General features: G+C 41.4%; 25 protein-coding genes, 1 pseudogene, 1 riboswitch and 1 other annotated feature. Of the genes and pseudogenes, 16 read left to right on the top strand and 10 right to left on the bottom strand.

All coding sequences use genetic code 11. The features are described from left to right. Positions 1-43 precede the first annotated feature (43 nt). Positions 44-184 carry a hypothetical protein gene (locus tag BLQ53_RS18855; RefSeq protein ID WP_170829572.1) on the bottom strand — a complete coding sequence of 47 codons (141 nt, stop codon included), beginning with the start codon at positions 182-184 and terminating at the stop codon, positions 44-46. A gap of 16 nt (positions 185-200) precedes the next feature. After that, positions 201-1,256, bottom strand: coding sequence for a tetratricopeptide repeat protein (locus BLQ53_RS04420; protein WP_093726078.1), 1,056 nt, complete (start codon positions 1,254-1,256; stop codon positions 201-203). Between the two features lie 218 nt (positions 1,257-1,474). Between BLQ53_RS04420 and BLQ53_RS19135 the strand changes: the two are divergent. Continuing rightward, positions 1,475-1,627: pseudogene (locus tag BLQ53_RS19135) on the top strand (DUF1541 domain-containing protein); the annotation flags it as partial. Positions 1,628-1,704: 77 nt separating this feature from the next. On the opposite strand, the gene BLQ53_RS04410 reads toward BLQ53_RS19135, so the two are convergent. The 3 genes from BLQ53_RS04410 to BLQ53_RS04400 all read right to left on the bottom strand — a co-directional run bounded on the left by BLQ53_RS04410 (position 1,705) and on the right by BLQ53_RS04400 (position 4,913). Then, entirely contained in the window at positions 1,705-2,409 is a 705-nt protein-coding gene (locus BLQ53_RS04410; protein WP_093726077.1) for a DUF421 domain-containing protein, read from the bottom strand. A 126-nt stretch (positions 2,410-2,535) separates the two neighbouring features. Then, positions 2,536-3,321, bottom strand: coding sequence for a hypothetical protein (locus tag BLQ53_RS04405; RefSeq protein WP_093726076.1), 786 nt, complete (start codon positions 3,319-3,321; stop codon positions 2,536-2,538). Between the two features lie 623 nt (positions 3,322-3,944). Further along, positions 3,945-4,913: a bile acid:sodium symporter family protein gene (locus BLQ53_RS04400; RefSeq protein ID WP_093726075.1), complete on the bottom strand. Its 969-nt coding sequence runs from the start codon at positions 4,911-4,913 to the stop codon at positions 3,945-3,947. 402 nt (positions 4,914-5,315) lie between these two features. On the opposite strand from BLQ53_RS04400, the gene BLQ53_RS04395 reads away from it, so the two are divergent. From BLQ53_RS04395 to BLQ53_RS04365, 8 genes are all read left to right on the top strand, one after another. Then, positions 5,316-6,776: a sensor histidine kinase gene (locus tag BLQ53_RS04395; RefSeq protein WP_244499246.1), complete on the top strand. Its 1,461-nt coding sequence runs from the start codon at positions 5,316-5,318 to the stop codon at positions 6,774-6,776. A 275-nt stretch (positions 6,777-7,051) separates the two neighbouring features. Then, positions 7,052-7,579 carry a tetratricopeptide repeat protein gene (locus tag BLQ53_RS04390; RefSeq protein WP_093726074.1) on the top strand — a complete coding sequence of 176 codons (528 nt, stop codon included), beginning with the start codon at positions 7,052-7,054 and terminating at the stop codon, positions 7,577-7,579. Between the two features lie 13 nt (positions 7,580-7,592). Next, on the top strand, positions 7,593-7,736 hold the full coding sequence (locus BLQ53_RS18850; RefSeq protein WP_170829571.1) for a hypothetical protein: 144 nt from the start codon (positions 7,593-7,595) through the stop codon (positions 7,734-7,736). Positions 7,737-7,982: 246 nt separating this feature from the next. Next, complete coding sequence (locus BLQ53_RS04385; protein WP_093726073.1) at positions 7,983-8,957, top strand: ATP-binding cassette domain-containing protein; 975 nt, start codon at positions 7,983-7,985, stop codon at positions 8,955-8,957. Next, positions 8,954-9,769 (top strand): ABC transporter permease, encoded by an 816-nt coding sequence (locus tag BLQ53_RS04380; RefSeq protein ID WP_093726072.1) that lies wholly within the window; start codon positions 8,954-8,956, stop codon positions 9,767-9,769. Before BLQ53_RS04385 ends, BLQ53_RS04380 begins: the two co-directional genes overlap by 4 nt. Positions 9,770-9,842: 73 nt before the next feature. Next, positions 9,843-10,523: a response regulator transcription factor gene (locus BLQ53_RS04375; protein WP_093726071.1), complete on the top strand. Its 681-nt coding sequence runs from the start codon at positions 9,843-9,845 to the stop codon at positions 10,521-10,523. After that, positions 10,520-11,590, top strand: coding sequence for a sensor histidine kinase (locus BLQ53_RS04370; protein ID WP_093726070.1), 1,071 nt, complete (start codon positions 10,520-10,522; stop codon positions 11,588-11,590). Before BLQ53_RS04375 ends, BLQ53_RS04370 begins: the two co-directional genes overlap by 4 nt. A 100-nt stretch (positions 11,591-11,690) precedes the next feature. Continuing rightward, entirely contained in the window at positions 11,691-12,557 is an 867-nt protein-coding gene (locus BLQ53_RS04365; protein WP_093726069.1) for a M23 family metallopeptidase, read from the top strand. Positions 12,558-12,586: 29 nt separating this feature from the next. Here the strand turns inward: BLQ53_RS04365 and BLQ53_RS04360 are convergent, their stop codons facing one another. Beyond that, complete coding sequence (locus tag BLQ53_RS04360; RefSeq protein WP_244499245.1) at positions 12,587-13,297, bottom strand: class I SAM-dependent methyltransferase; 711 nt, start codon at positions 13,295-13,297, stop codon at positions 12,587-12,589. Positions 13,298-13,419: 122 nt separating this feature from the next. Between BLQ53_RS04360 and BLQ53_RS04355 the strand changes: the two genes are divergently transcribed. Continuing rightward, on the top strand, positions 13,420-14,184 hold the full coding sequence (locus tag BLQ53_RS04355; protein ID WP_093726067.1) for a DUF2268 domain-containing putative Zn-dependent protease: 765 nt from the start codon (positions 13,420-13,422) through the stop codon (positions 14,182-14,184). A 124-nt stretch (positions 14,185-14,308) separates the two neighbouring features. On the opposite strand, the gene BLQ53_RS04350 is transcribed toward BLQ53_RS04355, so the two are convergent. After that, positions 14,309-14,572, bottom strand: a complete 264-nt coding sequence (locus BLQ53_RS04350; RefSeq protein WP_093726066.1) for a hypothetical protein — start codon at positions 14,570-14,572, stop codon at positions 14,309-14,311. A 197-nt stretch (positions 14,573-14,769) separates the two neighbouring features. Next, a riboswitch (glycine riboswitch) is annotated at positions 14,770-14,848 on the top strand. A 120-nt stretch (positions 14,849-14,968) separates the two neighbouring features. Between BLQ53_RS04350 and BLQ53_RS04345 the strand changes: the two genes are divergently transcribed. Further along, a complete protein-coding gene (locus tag BLQ53_RS04345) occupies positions 14,969-16,318 on the top strand; it encodes an amino acid permease (RefSeq protein WP_093726065.1) in 1,350 nt (449 codons plus the stop codon). A gap of 47 nt (positions 16,319-16,365) precedes the next feature. On the opposite strand, the gene BLQ53_RS04340 is transcribed toward BLQ53_RS04345, so the two are convergent. Together BLQ53_RS04340 and BLQ53_RS04335 are read right to left on the bottom strand one after the other, a co-directional pair. Further along, positions 16,366-17,775 (bottom strand): DUF4179 domain-containing protein, encoded by a 1,410-nt coding sequence (locus BLQ53_RS04340; RefSeq protein WP_093726064.1) that lies wholly within the window; start codon positions 17,773-17,775, stop codon positions 16,366-16,368. Continuing rightward, positions 17,753-18,292, bottom strand: coding sequence for a sigma-70 family RNA polymerase sigma factor (locus BLQ53_RS04335; RefSeq protein ID WP_093726063.1), 540 nt, complete (start codon positions 18,290-18,292; stop codon positions 17,753-17,755). Before BLQ53_RS04335 ends, BLQ53_RS04340 begins: the two co-directional genes overlap by 23 nt. 134 nt (positions 18,293-18,426) lie before the next feature. Between BLQ53_RS04335 and BLQ53_RS04330 the strand changes: the two genes are divergently transcribed. From BLQ53_RS04330 to BLQ53_RS04320, 3 genes are all read left to right on the top strand, one after another. Continuing rightward, entirely contained in the window at positions 18,427-19,533 is a 1,107-nt protein-coding gene (locus BLQ53_RS04330; RefSeq protein WP_093726062.1) for a CdaR family transcriptional regulator, read from the top strand. A gap of 124 nt (positions 19,534-19,657) precedes the next feature. Further along, on the top strand, positions 19,658-20,926 hold the full coding sequence (locus BLQ53_RS04325) for a GntP family permease (protein WP_093726061.1): 1,269 nt from the start codon (positions 19,658-19,660) through the stop codon (positions 20,924-20,926). Positions 20,927-20,950: 24 nt separating this feature from the next. Further along, positions 20,951-22,099, top strand: coding sequence for a glycerate kinase (locus tag BLQ53_RS04320; protein ID WP_093726060.1), 1,149 nt, complete (start codon positions 20,951-20,953; stop codon positions 22,097-22,099). A 54-nt stretch (positions 22,100-22,153) separates the two neighbouring features. Here the strand turns inward: BLQ53_RS04320 and proS are convergent, their stop codons facing one another. Next, on the bottom strand, positions 22,154-23,590 hold the full coding sequence (gene proS / locus BLQ53_RS04315) for a proline--tRNA ligase (RefSeq protein WP_093726059.1): 1,437 nt from the start codon (positions 23,588-23,590) through the stop codon (positions 22,154-22,156). A 42-nt stretch (positions 23,591-23,632) separates the two neighbouring features. Beyond that, positions 23,633-23,847: a binding site (T-box leader), on the bottom strand. A gap of 736 nt (positions 23,848-24,583) precedes the next feature. Here proS and BLQ53_RS04310 point away from each other — a divergent pair. Further along, complete coding sequence (locus tag BLQ53_RS04310; RefSeq protein ID WP_093726058.1) at positions 24,584-25,282, top strand: response regulator transcription factor; 699 nt, start codon at positions 24,584-24,586, stop codon at positions 25,280-25,282. Further along, on the top strand, positions 25,279-26,253 hold the full coding sequence (locus tag BLQ53_RS04305) for a sensor histidine kinase (RefSeq protein ID WP_093726057.1): 975 nt from the start codon (positions 25,279-25,281) through the stop codon (positions 26,251-26,253). Before BLQ53_RS04310 ends, BLQ53_RS04305 begins: the two co-directional genes overlap by 4 nt. Positions 26,254-26,270: the final 17 nt, after the last annotated feature.

The following is a 26,270-nucleotide window of genomic DNA, read 5'->3' as shown; positions in this document are numbered from 1 at the left end:
GGTCTGTATAGAGGTTGCTTCCTTCAAACGCTTTTGTCCCAGTCTATTTAGTTAAATTTAGTGAAAATATTACAGTTCCAAGATCGCCTTTCTTTTCTGCTGTCTTGTTATCTTCTGCATATCCAACCACACTGCTTACGATAATCGTTCCTATTAATATCAACGAGAAAACAACTTTCTTCATAATATCTCCTCCTTATTTAGATAGAAGCTAAAAGATAGTATCTTGTTGCAAGCTCGTATTGCTTAGTTTCAGTATAATGCAGGGCTAGCTCTTTTGAATAGAGCCTTACGTTAAATAAATCGTTAACTTTTCTAAAATATTCTATACCTTCTTGCCATACGCTTTCATAGTTCACCCTATCCTCGAATTTTTTGTGCAACATGGCAAATTCCCACTTCATTGTTAAATCATCTGTATCAATACTTTTCTGGAAACCTTCCGTATAAGCCTCCATAGCTTTGGAAGGATGATTGGTTTTCCAATAAGAATCGGCTAACAGGTATAAAATCTTCAAATGGATCCGTTCTTGTTTGTTTTTACGTGCTTCTTCCAGATAACGAATAGCTGCTTCCGGCAGTTCACGTTGCACATATAGAAGTCCAAGGTTGAGGTTGGTAGTGGTTATGAAATACTGGTTATCTATATTTTTGTAAGAAATTAATGCTTTGTGGAGATGTTCTTCTGACAATTCGAAATCCTGAAGATCCATGTAATTCATACCTTGTAGCATTTCTGCACGGGCAAGAAGAAACTCGAATGTCTTATATGGTTTTAGGGCTTCTATAGCTCGCTCTGCATGTAAAGCTGATAAAGTGGTAATATCAAGGAAATAATAAGTCATGGCTTTACGAAGGTGAAATTCACCTATCTCTACAGAATCTTGTAATTGATTTAGATACTTTTCGGCTTTCTCAAAGCAGTGAAGAGCATCTTGGTAGCGTTTTTCATCATAGAATAGAATTCCTTCTGCTAAGTGTAAGTAATGTCGGTGGATATCATGGAAGTGGTCAAGATATGTTTTAGCATTGTCAATCGCAACAGCGCTATTCACGAGGTCTTTTTGCATTAAGTAGAAACGACTTTCCAGCAAGGTATATTTAATAAGAGTATCGGTGCTGAAGTCGTTAATGAAGCTTTTTAGGTATTCATGGATAGTAGCAGCTGCTTCTCTTTTATCCAGTCGAATGCTGATAGACCAATTGTCCAATTGAGCTGTAATATCGTCAACTGGCTTGGTGATATTCTGTCCCATGGTATAGTGCAACGCTCCTTCAAAATAGTTATTTAATTAATTTTACCATTTTTTGTCGTTTTTGTGGATTGTGAATGTGTATACACGGAATGGGAGTAGAATGCGGTTTTAGGAGCTTATATTTCCTATTATCATTCATATTAAAAGTTGTTTTATTCAATCAATCGCCTCTTATCGCTTATTCAATTCAATACCCAACCGTATGCTATAATGTGACCGCCGATCATATGGCAGGTATGAACGGTGCTTAAGCAGTAACCGATTCCGCAGTGGATACAACAGTCTATACTGTGGATTACACATCGACAACAGACGGACAAGAAGTCAAAAACCATAAATGGGTAACAGAAAGTGAATTGTCAGCTGAATAGGTTCAAAATCAAAACACAAAACAGTCTTGCCGTTAGGATGAGCAATTGGCTGTTTGGCTATAGTGAGTTATGAAAAGTCACTTATACAAGAACACATTCAGTTTCTCATTCTTATCAATTGTCGCAAGCAGGACATTTCTAACCTCAGTCTGATAATTATCCCGTAAGTGAGACACGACCCATGCTTCATTCTTACTTGTTTCTTTCAGCCCTTTATGGAGGATTCGCCCATCTTTTATGATTGTCTGCGGCAAATCAAAAGGCGGCATATCTATTTGCATTATCTCAGGCGTGACCGCTTCATATTTGGGATCAAGAAAGAACGATATCTTCCCTTCCGCTTCCCACAGCGCTAAAGCCACCTTCTCCACATCCGCCACTTTCCCTTTGCGCAGCTCTTCCAATAACACATCGATCGATATCCTGGCGTGGCGCAGCCCCTCATAAAGGATCTCTCCATCCTGAACAACTGGAATAGGCTTATGATTGATTAGATTCCGAAACCACGGCCATCTTAAAATAAGGAAAATCCCGCCAAGGTATAAGAGAACCAGTACCACAGTCGTTATGATGGACCCTTTCAGACCGAGCTCCTCATCTGAGAGCGGGTGAGCAATAATATTTCCAACGACCAAAGCAATAACGAAATCAAGCAGCCTTAGCTGCGAGATGGAGCGCTGGCCAAGTACTTTAGCGACGATCAATAAAAAGATGAAAGAAACGACTGCACGTAGAACCCATTCCATTGTGGTAAGTGTATGTTGGCTATGTAGAAAATCCAAGTTAGGCACATCCTCTGTCCCTTTGATTGCATCAGGTTTGATTATGTACCCATTATTACCTTAAACCATAAAAATATCTCAGTTCACCATTTAACTTGTATTACTAAAAAAACTTATTAACATAAATTATATAAAATATCTTTGTACTAGCTCATAGAATGTACCTGAACTAAACAAAATTGTAAGAACACACGTGAATAATATAAATAAAGAGAATTGAATTGGCTGATATAAGAACATCGAGGTTTTCTTAATAATTATATTCGAGAAAACTACTCCTTTTGTTATATAGAAATTAAAACAATATAAATGGATTAATAATAGTAGTAATAAAACGTTAAGAAAAATAATTAGAATGAATCCTAAGAAAGTATAAAGTATAGGTATAAAACCATCTATCCCTAGTTCTTGAAACAAGGTACTAAGAGAATAGGATGAATATTTATGAAGAGCTTGTTGTTTAAGAAAATGAAGAGTAAAGATGTCACAAGATAAAATGATAAGAGAAATAACCGTCCAAAGTATGTTTAACTTATTATACAGGCCACTGAAAATTAATCTGATAATAATTGTAGCTACACTGGCTAAACAGAAGAAGAACATGGCATTGAAATAATTGAGAATTTGAGCATTATATTTAATGAAAAGGTAAGTAAGCAAAGTTAACCCCAAAATTATCATCCATGGAAAATATCCATCGTTACCTTCTTTCTGCTGAAATTTTGTTCTTTGAATTGTTATATATTCATTTATTACATATTTATTGTACTTCTTAATATTTACTTCTTCTTGTTGATTTGAATTATTTCTTGGAGTAATAAACAATCCTAATAGTGCTCCTAAAAACATAAAAATAGTATCTTTTATTAAATCTGCAGTATTGTTATTAAAATAATTAGCAATTTCCTCCATAATATTAACTCTTGTACCTCCATTTTTTCGTAGTCTCTGTTCATATTGATACTCTGTAAGAATTTCAAGTTTGGGTTAGAGCCAATTTAATTATAGAACAATTTGGGGTGGAAATTAATTTACAGTCAACCTTGTTCCTTTTTTGATAATGTTTCCCATTACTTTATTTATTTAATTTTAATAGCGTGTAGATTATGTTTACATCATATAATAAAATATGGAAATACTAGATATATATATGTATATTTAAATCAGTTTAAATAAAAGGGTGCTTAACTTGGAGGAAAAATCTAATTCGACTGCTAATATATTTATTATTATCGCAATAGTATTATTATTAACAAACGTTACCGCTTTCTTTTTAAAGATAGAAATGGAGCGATCAACTTTTATATTTAATATATTGCTCATAATTGTTCTCTTGATTAGTGGAATTTCAATGAGAATCAGTAACAAGTAATGGGTTTGTTGAATTTAAGTAACTAATTTACTGTGAATCTTCTCAGATGATCTAAACATTGTATCGTAGTAAATAGCAGGGTATTAAAGGAGTCCATTTAAGGACTCCTTTAAAGTACTATAAACGTTTTATAATTCAGTATGTCACATCTTCAAGCGGGTGGTTAGAGTGTTTTTTCTTTTAAGATATCTGCCGCTTCCTTTTCACTGCTCCCCATCTTCGCAAAAATATTAGCCAAAATAGACCCCGAAATATTATGCCAAACACTAAAAATAGCACTTGGCACAGCAGCTAGCGGGGAGAAGTGCGCTGTTGCAAGCTGTGCGCCTAATCCTGAATTTTGCATGCCGACTTCGATGGAAGCTGTCTTCACTTTTGGCAGGTCCATGCGCAGGAGCTTGGCAAAGGCGAAGCCGAGCAGGTAACCGAGTATATTATGGAGAATCACTACTCCGAAGATTGCCAGCCCGGTCTGGGCGATCTGTGCCTGGCTATTGGATACGACAGCTGCTACGATGCCGATGATGGCAACGGCTGAAACAAGCGGCAGAACTTTTACACTTGCAGTAGCTTGTCTGTTAAAGAAGCGCTTCACGAGCAAGCCTAATACAATTGGGATGATAACGACATTCACGATAGAGATAAATAGGGAGACAGGACTGACTTCAATCCATTCGCTCGCAAATAATAGAATAAGTGCTGGTGTTACAATTGGCGCGAGAACAGTGGTTACTGCTGTTGCGGTCACGGATAATGGGACATCACCTTTGGCCAGGAAAGTCATGACGTTAGAAGATGTTCCGCCCGGGCAGCAGCCTACGAGAATGACACCGACTGCCACTTCTGGAGACAATTGCAGCCCTTTTGCCAAAGCAAAGGCAAGCAGCGGCATGATCAAAAATTGTCCAGCTACTACAACAAACACTTCAAAAGGACGTTTGATAACTCCTTTAAAGTCACTTGCAGACATAGTCAGCCCCATTCCAAACATGATGATACCTAAAAGCGGGGTAATCAGCGGAACGATCCATGTGAATCCTGACGGCAGCAAGAAGGCTACTACCGCAAATAAAATGACCCAATACGCAAAGGTATTTCCGACAAACTGACTAAATCGTTCTAACGTTTTCATCATCCACCTCTTCTTAACTGTTTGTGAGATTGTATAACAATTTATAAAGAAATTCAATATTTAAATTTTTCTGATATTATATGGTGGAGTTTGTTATGAATGGATGAGTTACTTCTCCATGCGCCAAAACACCGGCTTCCAAATTATTGAAAGGTAACATATTCCAATCAACAGCTATATAGAAAGCATCTGATATAATGTATAGGTACAAGTATCCATTAGAGAATATATGAGAATAGCAGCGACGGGTAATAGGGTAGAAACAATAGATCAAGTAACTCATCGGGTCTATTGGTTTTTGCGTTGCTATTACAAAACATGGACATGGCGGAAATAACATATGTGCATACATAAAAATTACAATCCACGATGTGGGTTTCGAGCAGTTAGGGGTTAGTCGGTATGATTATTGGTATATTAATATGTGCCATTGGTTTACTGCCATTGTTTTTAGCATTGAGCATTAATAAAGTTTACAATGAAACAAAGTTGTCGGTAGGAATGACCATATCTATGATCCTAATCACAATTTGGCAGTTGGATATCGGAGTTCTTTATTTTAGAGATGTTCTGTCAGAGGATACGGTTCTATTCCTGTTCAAGCTGTTTCGTGCGGGACCGACTTTCAGCCTCCCCATGGTATTATATATGGCTTACTGGATTATCAACAACCAACCATCCGTGATGAAGAAAACGAATTGGCTAACGAGAATTGCTTATGCTCTTTTCACCAAAAAGGCACTTATTGGCTTCACTATATGGAGCACCGTCGTTTATCTAATAAGTTGGTCGAACTTAGGAGTAAAAGGATTGGTCGTTGCCAATGAAAGGTTTACTGGTAATCACTATTTTCCTGAGTATGGACCGCTATTATGGGTGTATTTCATGCACATGGCTGGTATTGTATTTTTCTTGTTGGTTGTGTGTGTATTGTCATTGAGAATTCGGAACTCACACTTTAAGAACTTCCTTATGGGTTTTTCATTCAACGCATTGCTGCTTATCGTACCTGGAGTTCTGAACTTCATTCCTTTAACTGGCCTCCTTACAAGCAGCATTGGCGTCATCGTGTTTTCGGTGGGAAGCTTACACATATTCGTTAAGTTCAATGTGGACTTGAAAATTCACTCTTATGAATTAATGGAAAAACAGAAAAAACTAGACTATACAGGACAGCTGGCTGGCAGTTTAATTCATGAAGTGAAAAACACAAACTCTATTATTAAAAGTTTTTCAGGCATGTTGGAAAAAAGCCATACTTTAAATGAAAGAGACAAGCGAACATTGGAGATGATAGGTAAATCCTCAGAACATCTAGATCAACTGACAGATAATTATAGTTCGTATATGAAGTCCTCGGCATTAATCTTTAAAACGGAGGATCTTGCGGAGATTATTCAAGAGTCTATTGATTTTTCAGCTGGGATGCTCCAAGAAAACAAGGTCGAGTTGGCGTTCACAAATATATATTCACCACTGAATGTTTATTTGAATAAGACAAACTTAGAACAAGTCTTTATCAATCTGATCAAGAATAGCGTCGAAGCAATGCCGGAAAACAGGTCGGTAAATAAGATAAAGATCAGTACAGAAATTGATGATAAAAATATCATCATACACTTTATCGACACTGGTAAGGGCATACCCAGAGAGAACTGGGTGAGCGTATTTGATCCCTTTATTTCATTAGGAAATAAAAAGCGGGGAATGGGACTGGGTCTACCTTTTGTGAAAAAAATGATGATTGAACACTTAGGAGATATAAATATAGTTGAAAGTTCGCCGGATGGTACGCACTTCAAGCTTGAAATACCACAAGAAGGAGTACTGAATGGAGGCGACTATCAAGAAAGGCATGAATAAGCCAGTTGATGATTATTGGATTGTGATAAATTTATGGAGAAGCAGTGGGTTTTTATTACAAGTGAAAACTCAGGGATTTCCCTTCTGATAACAAAAAAGAAGCTCAATAAATTCTAACGTTGGGCTTCTTTTTTGTTATCTTGTCTGTATATAACCCCAATAAGTTTCGTTTATCAGCTTCTAAAGCATTCGCTAAGAAATAAAATAACAAGTACAGGTGTTACGATCGGCGCAGAGAAAGTATTAACTGCTGTTGCGGTCGCGGATAATGGTACATGCTGCAAGGATTGAATTGTATAGATCTCCGCAACTTTGACAAAGCAGAAGAATATCTTCATAGTGCTTTAACATCATTTAAAACTCTCGGAAATAACAATTTTATTGCTTCAACCAATCTCAACCTCGGCGTACTTTATGTGAAAAATAACCTGCCGGCTGCTGCACTTCGATATCTTAAAGAGGCACTAAAACTTAATCAAGGCTTGAAAATCTTGTACTTATTGGCAGATTGTTATTGGAAAACTGATCAGACTTCAAAAGCACTTGAAACGTATACTGCTGGCTTTAAAGAAAGTATCGAAAAAGATGATATGGCGAAAAAGTGGGAATTTGCGATGCTTCACAAAAAATACGAAGATAGGCTGAATTTTGAAAGCGTATGGCAGGAAGGCATAGAGTATTTCAGAAGAATTAACGATATTTACAATGTAAAGCGGTTTTCAACGGAGCTAGCACAGTATTATAATGAAAATAGTCAGTATGAACTTGCAACTAAATATTATTCATTGGCTCTACTACAATAAGGAGGGTTTTTAAATGAAGAAGCTTATTTTTTCACTGGTACTTGTCGGTGCAATTGTGGTTAGTGGATTACTTTGGTCTGAAGATATGAAAAATATCGCAGCAAAAGAAGGAGACGCTGGAACTATAATTTTCACTCCAAAAACCTTTAATAAGTAAAAAGAAAAGAAGATCATCTCTTATGGTGATCTTCTTTTTATCTTCCTAGATCCCCTTTTTCACCACATTGCTATCAGGAGATTAAGGTTATTTGTTCATACATATATAAGTTAGTCGAGCAGCAATTTATAGGCATTTACTCTCCCGTTCATATTCAGTTCACATAAATCACCTATACTTCATTCAGAGCTTAGAAGTGCTTCTAATAAAACAACGATTCAACTATTTATCGGGAGGATAACAAAGATGAAAACTGTTGATACAAATAGCGAATGGGCAGTCGATGCGAGCGGGCTTGTGAAGACGTTCGGTGAGAATCGGGCTGTTGACGGAGTGAATCTGAGGGTGAAGGCGGGTACGATTTATGGTGTACTGGGACCAAACGGAGCTGGCAAGACAACCACAATCAGGATGCTGGCTACTTTACTGAAAGCAGATGCTGGGTCAGCCCGTATTTTCGGATATGACATTGCGAAGGATCCGCAGATTGTGCGGCAATTGATAGGGGTGACTGGTCAGTATGCTTCTGTTGATGAGTCGCTGAGTGCAACGGAGAATTTGATTATATTTTCACGGCTGCTAGGTTTGAGCCGCAAAGAAGCGCGGGTGAAAGCGGAAGAGCTGCTGGAGGAGTTTGGACTCACAGAAGCGGCCAAGCGTCCATTGAAGCATTTTTCTGGCGGGATGCGCCGGCGTCTCGATTTGGCAGCAAGTTTGATTGCAAGGCCGCCGCTAATCTTTTTGGATGAACCAACTACTGGATTGGATCCGCGAACACGAAATCAAATGTGGGATACGATTCGAAAATTGGTGAAATCAGGTTCGACAGTATTGCTGACGACGCAATATCTGCAAGAGGCTGATGAACTGGCTGACCGGGTTGCGGTAATCGATCGAGGAAGAGTTGTAGCCGAGGGGACAGTGGATGAATTGAAACAGTCTGTTGGCAGTTCTTCCTTGCATGTAAGTATTCAGAATGCCGATCAAATAGGAGCTGCCAAAGAATTGGTCGAAAGGATACTTAACGTACAGGCCGCAGTTTCAGCTGAAGGGAGAAAAATAACCGTTCCGCTGGCGGATGCTGATGCGGTCTCGGATCTGCTCCTTGCATTGCGGAAAGAAGGAATCCAATCAGCAGAATTGAGTATACAGAAGCCAACCTTGGATGAGGTATTCTTGACCATTACAGGAAAAGGTGCAAAGAAAGAGGTAGAATCATGAACAGTTATTTAGATACACATATTGTCGACAGACAGCTCAAGAATAAATCAAGTTTCCGTCAAGCGTTGATGAACAGTTTCACCATGGCTTTCAGAGGTCTGCTGAAGATAAAGCGTACCCCGGAGCAATTGTTTGATGTGACATTACAGCCAATCATCTTTACGCTGATGTTCACTTACATCTTCGGCGGTGCTATAGCGGGGGATGTGAAAAGCTATTTGCCAGTTATTATTCCGGGTATCTTAGTTCAAACGGTTATCAGCACCTCCGTTGTCACCGGTGTCCAGCTGCGGGAGGATATGGATAAAGGGGTATTCGACAGGTTCAAGTCGTTGCCGATTGCCCGAATTGCCCCGTTGGCAGGAGCATTGATGGCAGATACGATTCGATACACGATCGCAACGATCCTTACTTTTGTGATGGGCTATATCATGGGCTATCATCCAGAAGGTGGGCTCAGCAGTATCATCATTGCTGGTATTCTCGTTGTCGTCTGTGCCTGGGCTGTCAGCTGGATCTTTGCTTTCTTTGGTGTGATTGCCCGAACAGCTTCAAGCGTGCAGGGGATATCCATGCTCGTGTTATTTCCGCTCACGTTCCTTTCCAATGCATTCGTACCAGCGAATACAATGCCTAATTGGCTTCAATGGTTTGTGAATATCAATCCAATTTCACATCTTGTCACTGCAGTAAGGGATTTAACCAATTCTGGAACCGTGGGCGTGGATATGACCATTTCGCTTATTGGGGCTGCTGTGATCGTAGCAATCTTTGCGCCTATCACGGTTCGTGCTTATATGAGAAGGGTCTAATGGTAAAATAGTAAAAGTACAAGGAGAATCGTCATGCGGCGGTTCTCTCTACTTTATAAAGGGAATGGATGATATGCCAAAAATCTTAATCGTAGATGATGACGCACATATTCGAGAGTTGATTCATTTGATTCTTTCAAAAGAAGGTTTTTCCATGGCAGAAGCGGAAGATGGGGAAGCTGCATTAGCGATTTTAGAAACAGATAAAATCGACATGATCATCCTGGATATCATGATGCCGAATATGGATGGCTGGGCATTTTGTCAGGAAGTACGAACTTATTACTCCGATACTATGCCGATTATCATGTTAACGGCAAAAGGGGAAACAATGCAAAAAGTGAAAGGGTTTGATCTCGGGGCAGACGATTATATGGTGAAACCATTTGCCGCGCCTGAACTAGTCGCTCGTGTAAAAGCGCAGCTCCGGCACCACCAGATATCCGTCTCCAATCAAATCAGGATAGGGAATGTACTGATCGATCGCGCCTCTTTTAAAGTGATGATTGAGGATGAGCATGTTACACTGCCGCTCAAAGAATTTGAATTGCTGTTCAAACTGGCAGCAAACCCGCAGAAAACATTCTCGCGGGAACAATTGATTGAAGATATTTGGGGCTTTGATTACGAAGGAGATGAACGCACTGTCGATGTCCATATCAAACGACTGCGCCAGCGGTTTTCCTGCGAAGGCTGTCCGTTTAAAATCACAACCATTCGCGGCCTAGGCTATCGTCTGGAGGTATTGAATTGAAACAGCGTGAATTCCTGAAACGTCTTATAGGTATGTTTGCCGTTATAGGTTCTTTACTCATAAGCTGGGCTTTCGCTTATTGGCTAACCTCTTTCTTGTATGATGTTATTCAATTCCACCCGCATGCATTGACTAAACAGCTCATTAATTCGATATTGGGGTTTCTTTTATTTGGCTTGGGTGTATTTTTCGTCACAAGAATCAAGTGGGTAAGAGAAAGACAGGACAAGTTCTTGCATCCAATGATCCAGGCAATGAGGATGATGGCGGAAGGAAACTTTAATATAGATCTTTCTTTTTATATGAGTCAGTTCAAGGGGCGCACAGAGCATCCTTATTATAAAATTATCGAAAACATCAATAACATGGCAGATAAGCTTGGGAAAATGGAAGAAATGAGACAGGAATTCATCTCGAATGTATCCCATGAAATCCAGTCTCCCTTGACTAGTATCAGCGGATTTGCCCATGCTTTAAAAAGAGATGACTTAAGCCCCGAGGAGCGGAAACACTACCTGGAGATAATCGAAATGGAAAGTATCAGGCTGTCTAAATTGAGCGAAAACCTATTGAAGCTGACTTCCTTGGAATCCGATGATTTAACCCTTGAGCGAAAAACCTACCGATTGGACCATCAGCTCCGCCGGATCATCCTTGCCAATGAACCGCAGTGGGCCGAGAAAGACATAGAGATGGATATTTCCCTCGAAAATGTAAGCCTTACTGCGAATGAAGATCTAATGGATCAAGTATGGATCAACCTCATTCATAACAGTATAAAATTCACCCCAAACGCAGGAACCATTACCGTTACAGTAGATAAATTACCAAACGGTCAACCAATGGTCCAGATAAAAGATAGCGGAATTGGCATGGATGAAGAAGCCGTCATGCATATGTTCGAGCGATTTTACAAAGCTGATAAATCCAGAACCCGCAATGCTGGCGGTAATGGTCTGGGACTATCTATAGTGAAGAAAATAATCGATTTGCATAAAGGGAAGATGGAAGTGAGGAGCGAATGTAATAAAGGAACGGAAATAATAGTTACATTTGTTCATGGTTAAATACAATGACAGTTGCTATTTCATTTTAATAAACTCAAAGGCAGCATAAGCCTTGCTCCAGTCCCAATGAACACAAATGACAATTTAGGAGGTCATGTAATTGCCAGTCAGCTCCATCATTCCTGAAAAATTTGGTGAGATATTCAGAAGCGGGCAGTTTGAAGATATTTACCGGATTACATCAGATGATTTTCAGCAGTTGGTGTCCTTGAGCGAATTCGTAGACTTATCAGCATCCTTTAATGAAGGTGTCGAACATTATGACCTAGAATTCAAAAATGCTTTTTTAAACTTCGATAACTATGTCTGGATAGATGATCAAAGAGAGAAAGCGATCAATGTGATTTTTGATAAGGATCATCAAATCCAAGGTCTATTTTTAAAGCCTTATATAAAGTACAGAGATAGTGACAATATCCTCACGCAGAATAAGTACATGATGCCGGTAAAGGGTGAATGGTTCATCTTTTGGGGCGGTACAAATGAGTTCATGAACTATCATTACGTTTATGAGAATCAGCGCTATGCGTATGATTTAGTGAAGGTGAAAGATGGTCTATCTTATCAAGATACTCCAACCGATAATGAAAACTACTATGCGTTCGGCGGAGAAATTGTAGCACCGGCAAATGGCAAAGTTGTGATGGTGGTTGATGGGATGACGGATAATATCCCTGGCGAAATGGATCCTGATCATCCAGCAGGGAATTATGTCATGATCGAGCATGCAAACGAAGAATATAGTTTGCTGGCTCATTTGAAGAAGGATTCGATAACAGTGAAGGTAGGGGACGATGTGAAGGAAGGACAATGTATCGGAACCTGTGGTAATTCTGGAAACTCTTCCGAACCTCATTTGCATTTTCACATCATGGATTCTGACGATTTGGAGAAGGGGAAATCCATTCGAATCCAATTCAGGGATGGTTATGAACCTATCCAGGGCGATACTGTTTTTAATAAGTAAGAGATTGGAGATATCCAATCTCTTTTTGTTTAACTGCATCGAAAGACCCGAAAGCCTAATTTATCTATGTTTTGCTTTGTGATTTCTTCATGCGTTTCCAATATCTCTAATAATTCGTCATCGATATATTCCGATAGGGAGAAGTCCGAAGCATGCTGCTCATCGATTTGTTCCAAGGAGGCTTGGTATTTCGTGCTGTCTATTCGTTGAAATCCAGCTTTTTTGAAGGCTGCAAGCCATTCGTCTTCTGTTAATAATTGTGGGAAACGGTAAAAATCCACGATATTATCCCGTTCCGCATTAGGGATTGGCTGCTCCAATACCGTTTCGACTGCAAGTAAAATGCCGTTTGGTTTCAGGACTCTTTTGAGCTCGGGAATGGTGGAAAAGACGTTGGTAAACGCTAGCACGGATTCTGAAAGGACGATGTCGAAATTTGCGTCTGGGAAGGGAAGATTTTCCGTGTCCCCGAGTTTGATATCAATCGGTAAATCCAAGGATGAAAATCTTTGTCGGGCTTTGTCCACCATGATGTTATTGCTGTCTACAGCACTGACTGTGCTGCCGAACTGCTGTGCAAGATAAGCGGCAGTTTGCCCGGTACCGCAGCCGATCTCCAAAAGTGCTGTTTGTTCATTGATTTTTTCCTCGGACACAATTTCCTTTGTTAGCTGCAATCCCCCTGGATGGGCGCCGCCTACGCCAAATAGCGCCAAACAATCAAGATATGTGTAATTCAAATGTAACCCCTGCCTTTGGTATGACATCATTGCAATATGCTATGAATACACAAAAGATTTGTGCTGCTAAAAAGGCAGGACGCACTCCTGATGAATAAAGTGATGATGTTAGGGGGGGTGAAATGAGCGTAATCAGAACGGATGAGTGGCTGTTTCGGGAATATGAAGATCCAGTCGGGATGTGCGAGAAGCTAACAGAACATTTTGCTGACGCTTCTGCTGCTGAAATATATGATTACTTCGTGCGGCATGGCATGTATCGCCCGCTGAAAAAGAGGAGTAAACAGCTGGATGATAAAGTGTGGAAGGTCGTACAGCAGGATGAGGATTTCCTGCGAAAGGAGTGGGAAAGTCCGGACATACCTATCTATATTTTCCCATCCGATGAACAAAATAAATGGCTCCGCAAGCAATTGGGTGGGAAGTCGGGGCTTGCTTTCAGGGATAAGCTTTTTTTATTTATCTCCCCAGCCAATGCAGAAGAGGAAATAAAAGCACTATTTACGCATGAGTATAACCATGTATGCCGGCTGAATCGTTTTGATAAAAAAGAGGAGATGTACACGTTACTGGATACCATTGTATTAGAAGGGATAGCGGAAAATGCCGTCAGGGAAAGATTTGGCGAAGAGCTGACTGCAAGGTGGGCATCCTCTTATTCCGAGAAGAAAATCGGAAAAATGTGGTCCGATTATATTCTGCCAAATCAGGAACTTTTGCCAAAGGATCAGGAATTTCAGGCTATTCTATTTGGTCAGCGAAAATACCCGAGGATGCTGGGATATTGTATCGGTTATCATGTAGTGAAAAGATATATGGAAAGACACGGTATATCAAGTAAAGAATTGCTGTCTGTTGAAGCAAGCGTCATTGCCGGTGATTATTAAGGGTATAACATTCCATGTGCTGCGTGTTCGTTGATGGGATGGAGTATGTGCGGGTATGAAGGAGCCAATTCCTGGATCGTCATGACCACTGTCATACCCACTTCTCCATGAACCGGGTGTCTTATTAGATCCAGAATAGAGAAAGCAAGGCTATACCTGCGATAGCTCCTAAGGCTACTCCCCATCCAAATCCCCAGCCACCGCCATAACCATAACCGCCATAACCGAAGCCGCCTAGATTCCTGGAACGGCCGAGTGGCTGCAAGTAAACACGATTGCGTCCTACACGCTGGATGATTCCTCTATGAATTTTGCCATCATGACATCGGATTTCAACTGCTTTACCGTTGTATTTTTGACATAATGAACGATATTGTCCAACTGACATACTTTCACCCCCATAATATTAGGATTCAGGGTATTATATGTCCCGCTTAAAATATCGCAGGGTACACATATCTCAGGTGTTTCGCGGAATCTTGGCAGCTGGTGAAAGTCTTGGGGGTTTGACAAAAAATCAAACAAACATTAGAATCTAAATAACTTAATAATAAAGCTATGAATGCTATGGATGACACTATAGCAGGAGCAGCTTCTGGAGAGACCGCCATTTGGACGGCGCCGAAGGGTTCACAATCTCAGGCAAAAGGACAGAAGAGTATCGGATATGTATTTGTGTTTTGCTGTGCGCGCATGACCAATAGTATTTGTTATTCTTGTGATCGAGAGATTGGAGAGCTTCCAATCTCTTTTTTTATTGGGTTGATTGAAGGAGGAGTTAGATTTGGCACAACAAGGGTTAAAGAGGGACTTATCCAATAGACATGTACAACTGATTGCCATTGGCGGTACGATTGGCACCGGGTTATTCCTAGGATCCGGAAAAGCGATCCAGTTGGCTGGACCCTCGATTATCTTTGCTTATTTGATCGTCGGTATGGCGTTGTTTTTTGTGATGAGGGCGCTTGGGGAATTGCTTTTATCAAATGCAGGCTATCAGTCCATCACCGACATCGCCGAAGAGTATCTTGGACCGTGGGCATCATTTGTAACGGGCTGGACGTATTGGTTTTGCTGGATCATGACAGCGATGGCGGATGTGATTGCTGTCGGGGTGTATGTGAATTATTGGTTTGATATCCCGCAATGGGTACCTGCACTTATCTGTGTCGTCGTTTTATTAGGACTTAACTTATTGACGGTCAAGCTGTTTGGGGAATTGGAGTTTTGGTTTGCGTTAATCAAGGTGGTTACGATCTTGGCATTGATCGGAATCGGCATTGTGCTGCTGGTGATCGGGTTCCAGACAGACACGGGGACTGTTTCGGTTATGAACTTGTGGGAGCATGGAGGACTATTTCCGAATGGAATCTCCGGTTTCTTGCTTGCTTTCCAAATGGTCGTCTTTGCATATGTCGGAGTGGAACTAATCGGGGTATCAGCAGCTGAAACTGCTAACCCTGCTAAGAACATCCCATCAGCGATAAATAAGATACCATTACGAATTCTATTTTTCTATGTTGGAGCACTGCTTGTTCTGTTAATGATAAACCCATGGACCGAGCTTAATGCAGCGGAAAGTCCTTTCGTGAAGACATTCAGTCTGGTTGGTATTCCAATTGCAGCAGGCATCATCAACTTTGTCGTATTAACATCAGCTGCATCTGCCGGAAACAGCGGCATGTTCTCGACTAGCCGGACTTTGTATAATTTAAGCAAACAAGGACAAGGGCCATCGCAGCTTGCCAAACTGAATAAAAAGCATGTCCCGGCGAATGCTTTATGGCTGTCGGCAATTGTTGTGTCTGCAGGGGCACTCTTAAGCAAACTCATACCTGACCAGGCATTCAGCATTGTCACGACTATCAGTGCCATCTGCTTTATTTGGGTTTGGAGCATCATTCTTATTTGTCATATCAAATATAAGAAAACCCGTCCTGCATTGCAGGCAAAATCAACATTCAAGGCACCGTTTACACCATTTGTGAATTATGCTGTCCTGACGTTGTTTGCAGGGGTTCTCGTTATTATGCTGGTGGCAGATGAGACACGGCCGGCGCTGCTGTTGACGCCTTTGTGGTTTGTATTGTTGTTTGGGTTGTATTGGGGTAGAGGAAGAAAGGAAATAACATGATGTACCATGTGAAGGGGACTATCTTGGTATAGTCCCCAAAATCACTGTTATTTCAGTTCAACTTTGATTGGTTCCATTTCTACAGGATTGTTGCTGCTTAAGGTTCCGAATGGAATCAATAATGAGTAGTCGTCTGTAGCAAAGTCGCTCCCGGCGATGGTAAAGACAGATTGGAAATGCAGATTATCATTCTCTAGTTCCTTTGCTTGCTTGCTGCGGATTTGATGATTAATCATTTGATTCATATCAAGCTGTCCGTTTTTATCTTTGACTATATCATTAGTTTCTATCAGCGTGATGAAATCAGCGAAGTTTTGAATGATATCCTTTCCGAGTGCTTCCGTATCAACATTCTGGATATTGTAGTCTAAAATTAGCTGATCCCCATTCTGTTTGATATCATTCACTTGTATCTGATAATCTAAACGCGGACTGGTTACAGTAAAGGGAGCGCGATTTTCCAAGGAACTTACCGTTTCTTGTTCGTATTGATTAATTACAGGTTGGATCGTTAAATACTGCGCGTTTTCTGGGATTTTACTGCTGAATAATTCTCGAACGTCATTTTTCACTATGCTGTCATTTTGTTCCGATGACATTACATCTGTGTGACTTTTCGTTAGCCGATTACCCTTATTATCAAATACTATTATATTAATTTCATCATCTTTTCCTGTTAACGGCAGAGTTGTTCTGTAATTCAATAATGTAGTAGCTTTTCCTTTCGTGATTGAATCTATATGAATGGCATATTCCTCAAAGGAACTTTCATCATCTGCGGCGATTGTTTCTGCAGGGATACGTTTAACTGGAACGTCGAATTTCCAGGTACCTTTTACTCCTGTAACAGAGGTGAAGGTTAATGGTAAAGTATAATTATCGGGTAAATCAGCATTTGGATTATCAAATTCCATTGCACCAACGTAGCCGTTCGATGTCTTTTCCAAATCTGTCATCGTACTGGATGACCATTGTTTTTGTTCGTCACTATCAGATAAGTGAAAACTATATCCTACATCAGGTTCTTCTTGCTCGCCGATCCTATCCAAAGAGACCCTGTTTCCTTCAGCCTTAAACGTGAGCCCGATGACATTCCCATCGTAATAAGCGCTTGTTACAGTCATCTCTATTCCATTACTTTTTGCTTCTTCATTTAATTGAGTAATTAAATTGCTCTCAAACAGTTCATATCCGATTTGCATACTGAATCTATCATAGATTGCACCGATTATCGGGACGGAAGCAAGAACATTCGTCACCGGTGCAAATAGTAACCCCGATACAAGAAAGACGGACGCAGCAATAGCGGATACAGTGACGGCAATTTTGAAACTGGCTTTATTTCTTGGTCTTTTTTCTTTCCGTCCTTGTTCGATTCCATTACTTATTGCAGCCATAACCTCCTCACGGGGGAACTCTAATTTATTGATCTCCTCATTGAAATGCTGTTTGCTCATATTCCATCCCTCCCAATAATCTTTTAAGCTCGATTTTTGCACGCCGAAGATTGGTTTTAACTGTATTCTCGGCCATATTAAGTGTTTCGCCAATACAGCGAATAGGTAAATCGTGATAGTAAAATAAAATAATGACTGTCTGGTAATCCCTATTTAACTTTGATATTACATGCAGTAGGTCAAGTTTTCCTTCGATATCCGAGTTGTTTTTTGCATGCTGGGCGGACAAATAATTTTCATCTAATATAATTTTCTTTTTCTTTTTAAGAAAGTCATAGGAAGTACGGATTAATATCTTTGTTAACCAAGTCGAAAAGAACTCAGGTTGTTTTACTTGGTCTATTGATATATAAGCCTTATAGATTGTTTCCTGAAGTACATCCAGGGCGTCCTCTTTATTCCCTGCATACAGAAGGGCAGTTCTATATAATTTCTCACTTTCAATTTCAACTAGCTTTTCAAAAGCTTTATCATTGCCTCGTATTGCCTTTTTGACAAGTTTTATATGATTGTCCAAGCGAAAACCTCCTTTCCCTTTGTTAGAGCAGTTATGTATTGAAAAAGTTTCAACAAGATATTGGTAAATATTATTTTTCCATTCCTTACTATGATAGATTCTAAATGAATGAACGGAAAGGCAGGTAAAAAAATATGCAATTCTTGACGTATGAACTGGCTCAGGAAATTGTGGAGCGTACAATGAAGATATTGAATCAAAATATAAATGTGATGAATGAGGCAGGGGTAATCATAGGTTCCGGAGAAAGCGAGAGGATTAACCAGCTTCACGATGGGGCTCTTCTTGTCCTTGAAAAAGGCGAAAGTATTGAAATAGATGATACCAGTGCCGTGGGTATGAAAGGATCAAGGCCGGGCATAAATTTACCGATACTCTTTAATGATCAAGTCGTCGGCGTTATCGGTATTACAGGTGAGCCCAAGCAAATCCGAAATTATGCCCAGCTTGTGAAAATGGCGGCAGAATTAGTACTGGAGCAGTCATTTTTGCTGGAGCGGGTGCAATGGAAGCAAAGACTCCAGAATGAGATTGTGAATCAGCTTATCTTAGAAGGCGATTTGAATGAAGAAGCCTTAAAGCAGCGTGCTGGCTTTATTGGGATAGGTTTAGAACAGTCCAGAGCTGCTATCGTGATGGAAATAACGGACGATGCACAGGTTACAGCGCAAAAGCTGATGAGAGCGGTTCAATCCGAGATGAGTAAAAATGATTTGATTGGTGTTACTTATAATGATGAGATTGTCATATTGAAAGTTTGTGAGAACAAAAAAGAAATAACTCTTTTTTTAGAGCGATTGCAAAAGATTTCAACCGGTAAAGCCCTTATTGGAAGTGGTAGTATAGCAACACAATTAAATCAGTTAAAGGCCTCTTTTTATCGGGCGAAAAGAGCGATGATGATAGGTCGTAAGTTACATCCTGGCACAAGCTTTTTCCTATACGAAACATATCAATTGGAAATAATGCTGTCGAAAGTGATCCAGAACGTGGATAAGACCGCCTTTTCTTTTTATGATAGACTCTTGGATCAAGGGAAGAAGGGTGAAATGATCCATACCTTGGAAGCATATATAAATGAGGGTGGAGAATTAAACAAAATTGCAGAAAGCTTATTCATTCACCGGAATACGCTGAGGTACCGCCTTGATAAGATTACCGAACTGACGGGCAAGGATCCGCGGAACGCAAAGGACTTAATGGAACTATATATGGCAAATCTGCTGCATGATATTAGCTAATTGTGCAAATGCACAACTATGATAAATATTCCCCACGATTATTTCATCTCTTTTCACAATGTAACCAGCTAGGAAAACGCTTACAATAACAAGTATAAAGATTACATAGTGTGGAGGGAACAGCATGGATGTAACTGTAAGCGCTTTAGGGGCGATATGTGCCTTAGTCATAGCAATTGTACTTATCTTGAACAAAGTGCCGCCAGCTTATGGCATGGTTGCCGGAGCCTTGATCGGTGGATTGATTGGCGGTGTGAATATTACAGATACTGTGGCGTTGATGATGGAAGGAGCCCAAGACATCATTCCGGCGGTATTACGAATTTTGGCTGCGGGTATCCTGGCAGGTGTCTTGATTGAATCTGGGGCGGCTTCCTCGATTGCGGAAACGATTGTCAAAAAAATCGGGGAAACACGTGCCCTGCTGGCATTAACCATTGCTACGATGATCCTGACAACGGTCGGGGTGTTCGTGGATGTGGCTGTCATCACTGTATCTCCAATCGCTTTAGCGATAGCCAAACGAGCAAATCTATCGAAAACGGCCATTCTTTTGGCGATGATCGGGGGAGGCAAGGCGGGAAATATCATGTCGCCTAATCCGAATGCGATTGCTGCTTCTGATGCATTTGGCGTTCCGCTTACATCAGTTATGGCTGCCGGAATCATCCCAGCTGTTTTCGGTGTTGCTGTTACGTATCTTTTGGCTAAAAGACTTGTTAAAAAGGGTACTGCGGTAGCGAACCAGGATGTAGAAATGACAGATAACACAAAGCTTCCAATATTCATAACTGCATTGATTGCGCCGCTAGTAACCATCATTCTTCTCTCTTTACGACCTCTATTTGATATCAACATTGATCCGATGGTTGCGCTGCCGATTGGGGGCATCATCGGAGCCATTGCGATGAAAAAGACGAGGAAGATCAATGAATATGCCATTTCTGGTTTAAATAAGATGTCTGGCGTAGCCATCATGCTGCTGGGGACTGGAACATTGGCAGGGATCATTGCTAACTCTGCATTGAAGGATGTCTTGATCAATGCGTTAAATGCCACAGGTCTGCCAGCTTATGTACTGGCGCCTGTATCCGGGATCTTCATGTCAGCGGCAACTGCTTCCACAACGGCTGGTACGGCAGTTGCAAGCAGCGTTTTCAGCGGTACCATTTTAGATTTGGGTGTATCAGCATTAGCTGGGGCTGCCATGATTCATGCAGGTGCAACGGTGCTGGACCACTTGCCGCACGGAAGCTTCTTCCACGCCACGGCGGGCAGCGTCAATATGGCCATCAAAGAACGTCTAAAGATGATGCCTTACGAGTCTTTGGTGGGTCTGACGCTTGCGATTATTTCAACACTTATATTCGGTGTCTTTAAGCTCTTTGGCTAAGACTAATAGAGAGGATGTATAACGATGAAAATTGTAATCGCCCCTGACTCTTATAAAGAAAGTTTATCAGCTCTGGCGGCTGCTGATGCCATGGAGAAAGGTTTCAAATCGGTCTTTCCAGAGGCTGAGTACAAGAAAATGCCAATGGCAGACGGCGGGGAAGGAACCGTTCAGTCACTCGTGGACGCAACCAACGGTAAAATCGAAGAACGATTTGTAACTGGTCCTTTGGGTAAGCAAGTCAAAGCATTCTTTGGTTTGATGGGGGGTGGGAAAACAGCCGTCATTGAGATGGCGGCTGCATCAGGTTTACATCTTGTACCAACGGAAAACAGGAACCCATTGATCACTTCTACTAGAGGAACTGGAGAATTGATATCCGCAGCTCTTGATCTTGGTGTGCATCATATTATCATCGGGCTCGGCGGCAGTGCCACAAATGATGGCGGGGCCGGAATGATTCAGGCCCTCGGAGGAAGACTGCTTGATGAAGCTGGACGAGAAATCGATGAAGGCGGCGGTGCACTCTCTGAGCTGGCTGCAATCGATTTGGCTGATTTGGATGACAGATTGAGAGATGTCCACATAGAAGTGGCATGTGATGTGGATAATCCGTTGACGGGGCCTCGGGGTGCTTCAGCGATCTTCGGACCTCAAAAGGGCGCCACACCGGAAATGGTCGAATTGCTGGATAAGAACCTGTCCCACTTTGCTGACATCGCAGAAAAAGCGCTTGGGAGGTCTTTTCGGGAGATAGAAGGCGTCGGGGCAGCTGGAGGCCTTGGGGCAAGTTTGCTGTCCTTTCTTGATGCAGATTTGAAAAGAGGGATTGATATCGTCCTGGATGCGGTGAATTTTGACGAGGCAGTCAAGGATGCGGATCTTGTTATCACGGGTGAGGGGCGGATTGATAGTCAAACAATTTACGGAAAGACACCAATCGGCGTAGCAAAAGCAGCTAAAAAATATGACGTACCGGTAATCGGGCTCGCGGGTTCCCTATCCGACGACAGCGACGTCGTGTATGAACACGGGATTGATGCGCTTTTCAGCATCGTTCCGGGTGTGGTGACGTTACCAGATGCGTTTGAACACGCTGCAGAGTATATGGAAAGAACGGCAAGAAACATTGCGGCAACAATGAAAGTTGTTAAAACTAGGCAGCTATTATAGGGTGAAATGAAAAAAGGATTGATCTGGTTGGGATCAATCCTTCTTGGTATTTAATCAATAAGCACGGGCAAACCAAACGGTATGTTTTGCTTCTTTGCCGCAATGCAGGCAAGTGTGCTTTTCAGTTGGCGGGTTGAATGGGATATTTCGCGTTGTGAATTTCGTTTCTTCTTTTACGCCTTCTTCACAAGCGTCATCGCCGCACCAGCCTGCCAGGACCCAGCCAGAAATTTGGCCGTTTTGTTCCGACTCGGCAAGATGTTGTTTCAGCTGTTCCATTGTATCGATATGTGTATGCGAGTTCTCTGCACGGAAGGCTTTTGCTTTTTCGAGTAAGCGTGTTTGCATTGTTCCCAATTCTTTTTGGATGTTTTCTACAATTGCTCCCAAAGCTACGGATACTTTTTCGTCTGCATCACGGGCTTTCATCAACGCTTGGTTGTTTTCCAGGTCACGCGGTCCAAGCTCAATGCGCACTGGTACGCCTTTTAGCTCCCATTCATTGAATTTAAAGCCTGGTGATTGATCGGAATCGTCGAGACGAACGCGGATGCCTTGTGCTTTCAGGGCTGCAAAGATTTCGTCCAATTTCTCGATGATGGCAGGGTTCTTTTTCCATGGACCAACAGGAATCAAAACGACTTGTGTTGGTGCTATCTTAGGCGGTAAAACGAGTCCTTGTTCATCACCATGCACCATGATCACGGAACCGATCAGACGCGTGGATGTACCCCATGAAGTGGTATGCACATGTGTGTGCTTGTTTTCTTTGTTCAGATACTTGATATCGAATGCTTCGGCGAATTTCGTACCCATGTAGTGGGAAGTACCTGCTTGGACGGCTTTGCCATCCTTCATCATCGCCTCAATGGAAAATGTATCAACCGCACCGGCAAAGCGTTCGGAAGGTGTCTTTTGGCCGTCATAAACTGGAATCGCAAGCAAATCCTCCACGACTTCCTTGTATATATTCAGCATTTGCATCGTTTCCTTGCGCGCATCCTCTTCATCCACATGAGCAGTATGACCTTCCTGCCAGAGGAACTCAGAAGTACGGATGAATGGGAGAGTTTTCTTTTCCCAGCGGAAAACATTCGCCCACTGATTGATCAATACGGGAAGATCTCGATAGCTCTTGATCCAGTTGGAGTACAAATGACCAATCATCGTCTCTGATGTCGGACGCAGCGCTAATCGTTCTTCCAGTTTCTCTCCGGCAGCTTCTGTCACCCAAGGAAGTTCCGGCGAGAAGCCTTCGATATGATCCTTTTCCTTTTGGAAGAATGATTCCGGAATCAGCATAGGGAAGTAGGCATTACGGTGTCCGGTTTCCTTGAAACGCTTATCCATCTCTTCTTTAATATGCTCCCAGATTTCATAGCCATCAGGCTTGAAAGCAATACTTCCGCGAACTGGCGTATAATCAACCAGATCAGCTTTTTGAATGGTATCGATATACCACTTGGTAAAATCATTTGTATTCTGAGACATTGTTGTTTCCTCCTAAATAATATAAAAAAGCATAAAGCGTCCGAAAAGGACGTCTTTATGCTTGATAGACGTGGTACCACCTTCATTCGGCTTAATCATGAATTAAGCCCTCATCGCGTTTGTAACGAAACGACTCGGTTAGGTTTGCCTAACATCTCCGTGGCAGGTTTCAATAAGAAGGGGTGATATAGCTCTCAGCCAAGGCTATATTTTCTGTTTCACGATTCTTATCTACTTGATCACATCATCGATTGCGTATTTATAATTTAATATAGCAATTGCTGAAGCGGAATTCAATAACCTTAATCGCTGCACTGCAACTCTGTTGGGGAATCCGCACATGCTATTTGTTTGAGTCATGCAGGTTTATGTTAAATAATAACAGGTTTAATTTACTTTCCTCATTAAGGTATGCAGATTCATCTTGTCTGTATTCGGCATGTCATACAGTGAACATGGATAATATATGGGCGAACACAGAACGTGATGGGACATAAAAAGAAGACCCTTGGCAGGTCTTCTTTTTATAGCCATTCCAGCCGAGTCGATGCGCCACCTGGATCTCCTTTTTTCTCTGCAATCAAGCTACTGTTGGATACACCGATAATACAGCTTACAAGAATAGTGACAGCTAATATCATGCTAAAAGTATTTTTTCTCAAATTTATTCCTTCCTTATAAGAGAACTAAGTTCTGCAGTGCTTTCTCTGATTGAGCAGATTTCTATTAAATATGGCTTATCTTGAAAGGGCGATTAAATCAATACATAGTAAAAGCTCATCATTAACTGATGAGCTTCCTTCAGCCGACCTTTTCTTACTTTAATTCATGCAGCTGGCAGCTCCTTTGGCAGAGTATAGAAATCTTTGCGTTCCCTTAAAAGAGCCCCTGTGAAAGGAGGAGGTTTTATTGGAAATAAACAAAACCAATTTGATTTTCCCGTATACTGTAGGTATATACATGTGTCAATGTTTGGGAAGTGGAGGTTGAAAAATGAATGAATCCATCATGCTGGTCGAAGATGATGCACAAATCAATGAGATGGTATCCGATCATTTGAAGAAGGAAGGCTATGAAGTTTTTTCTGTATTTGATGGGCAAGCGGCGTTGGATTTGTTTGCGCGAAAGAGCGTGGATCTGATCATTCTTGACTTGATGCTGCCTTCTGTAAATGGGCTGGATATGCTGCAGCTGATCAGGCGAAAGAGCATGCTGCCGATTCTGATCATGTCGGCAAAGGATAGTGATGTGGATAAGGCACTGGGGCTTGGGTTTGGAGCGGATGATTACATAGGGAAGCCATTTTCGCTTATTGAACTGACTGCAAGAGTAAAAGCGGTACTGCGCAGGTCGAAACAGTATAGTCTGCCGGTTGAAGAGAAAGAGCAGCTGGTTCAGGTGCGAGATTTGATTATTGATTTAAATAACTTCTCTGTCAGCAAAAGAGGGGAAAAGATCAACCTGACGGCCAAGGAATTCCAGATTCTGCGTTTGCTTGCAACAAGTCCGAATCAAGTATTCACAAAGGGACAGTTATTTGAAAGCGTGTGGAAGGAAGCGTATTACGGGGATGATAATGTCATCAATGTCCATATCCGCAGGCTGCGGGGGAAAATTGAGGATGATGCGTCAGCCCCTATGTATATAAAAACGGTATGGGGAATTGGCTATAAGATGGAGATGCACACATGATTTATCTGGTAGCTTCTTTGATAATGTGCGTAAGCATTTTGCTGTTGCTGTATTTTCGTGCGAAGAGGAAGATGAACCGTCATCTTCAGTATATGACCGAGAAACTCAATGCTATCACTGCAGAAGACTCCACGGAAAGGTTATTGCTAGTGACGGATGATCAGCAGCTGCGTGATCTGCTAAACGAGATTAATAGTTTACTGGATTATCATCAGGAATCAATGGCGGATTTAGCGCGTCTCCGTATATCCACGAATCGGATGCTTTCAAATGTTTCACATGATTTGAAAACACCGCTCACCGTGATTTCTGGGTATATAGAAACGATTCAGCATGACAAACAGTTTAGTGACGAAGAGAAAGAATTGCTTCTGAAAAAGGTGCAAGTAAAGGTGATGGACGTTGCGGGATTGATCAATACCTTCTTCGACTTGGCAAAGCTGGAAGCTGAGGATTGGCAGCTGGAGATGGAACGGATCCAGCTGAACGAGTTATGCAGAAAAGTGATACTTGGCTATTATGATACGTTAACAACTAAAGGGTTTGCTGTTCATATTGATTTGCCGGAAGTGTCGCTACATATGGATGCAGATGCAGCTGCGCTTACGCGGATTTTAGAGAATCTCCTGTCGAACGCAATACGGTACGGAAAGGATGGCAAAACAGTTGGCATGACCCTATGGCAGGATGAGGAAAACGTCTATATAGAGGTGTGGGATAAAGGAAAGGGCATACAGGAGACGGATAATGATCGGATCTTTGAGCGGCTTTATACAGCAGAAGATAGCAGGACCTCCTCGTTACAGGGCAGTGGTCTTGGTTTGATGATTGCCAAGCGGTTGACAGAGCAAATGCAGGGGCAGATCCACTTCACCAGTATTCCGTATACGAAAACAACTTTTACACTTACATTCCCGAAACCTAAAATAGACAATTACGCCAAACTTAAGAAAGTCGTAAGGATTCCGTAAGCGGAATGACAGTTTCC

It is taken from the genome of Terribacillus halophilus, assembly GCF_900101385.1.
GTDB lineage: Bacteria > Bacillota > Bacilli > Bacillales > Amphibacillaceae > Terribacillus > Terribacillus halophilus.
This window is presented reverse-complemented; position numbering and strand designations above follow the sequence as displayed.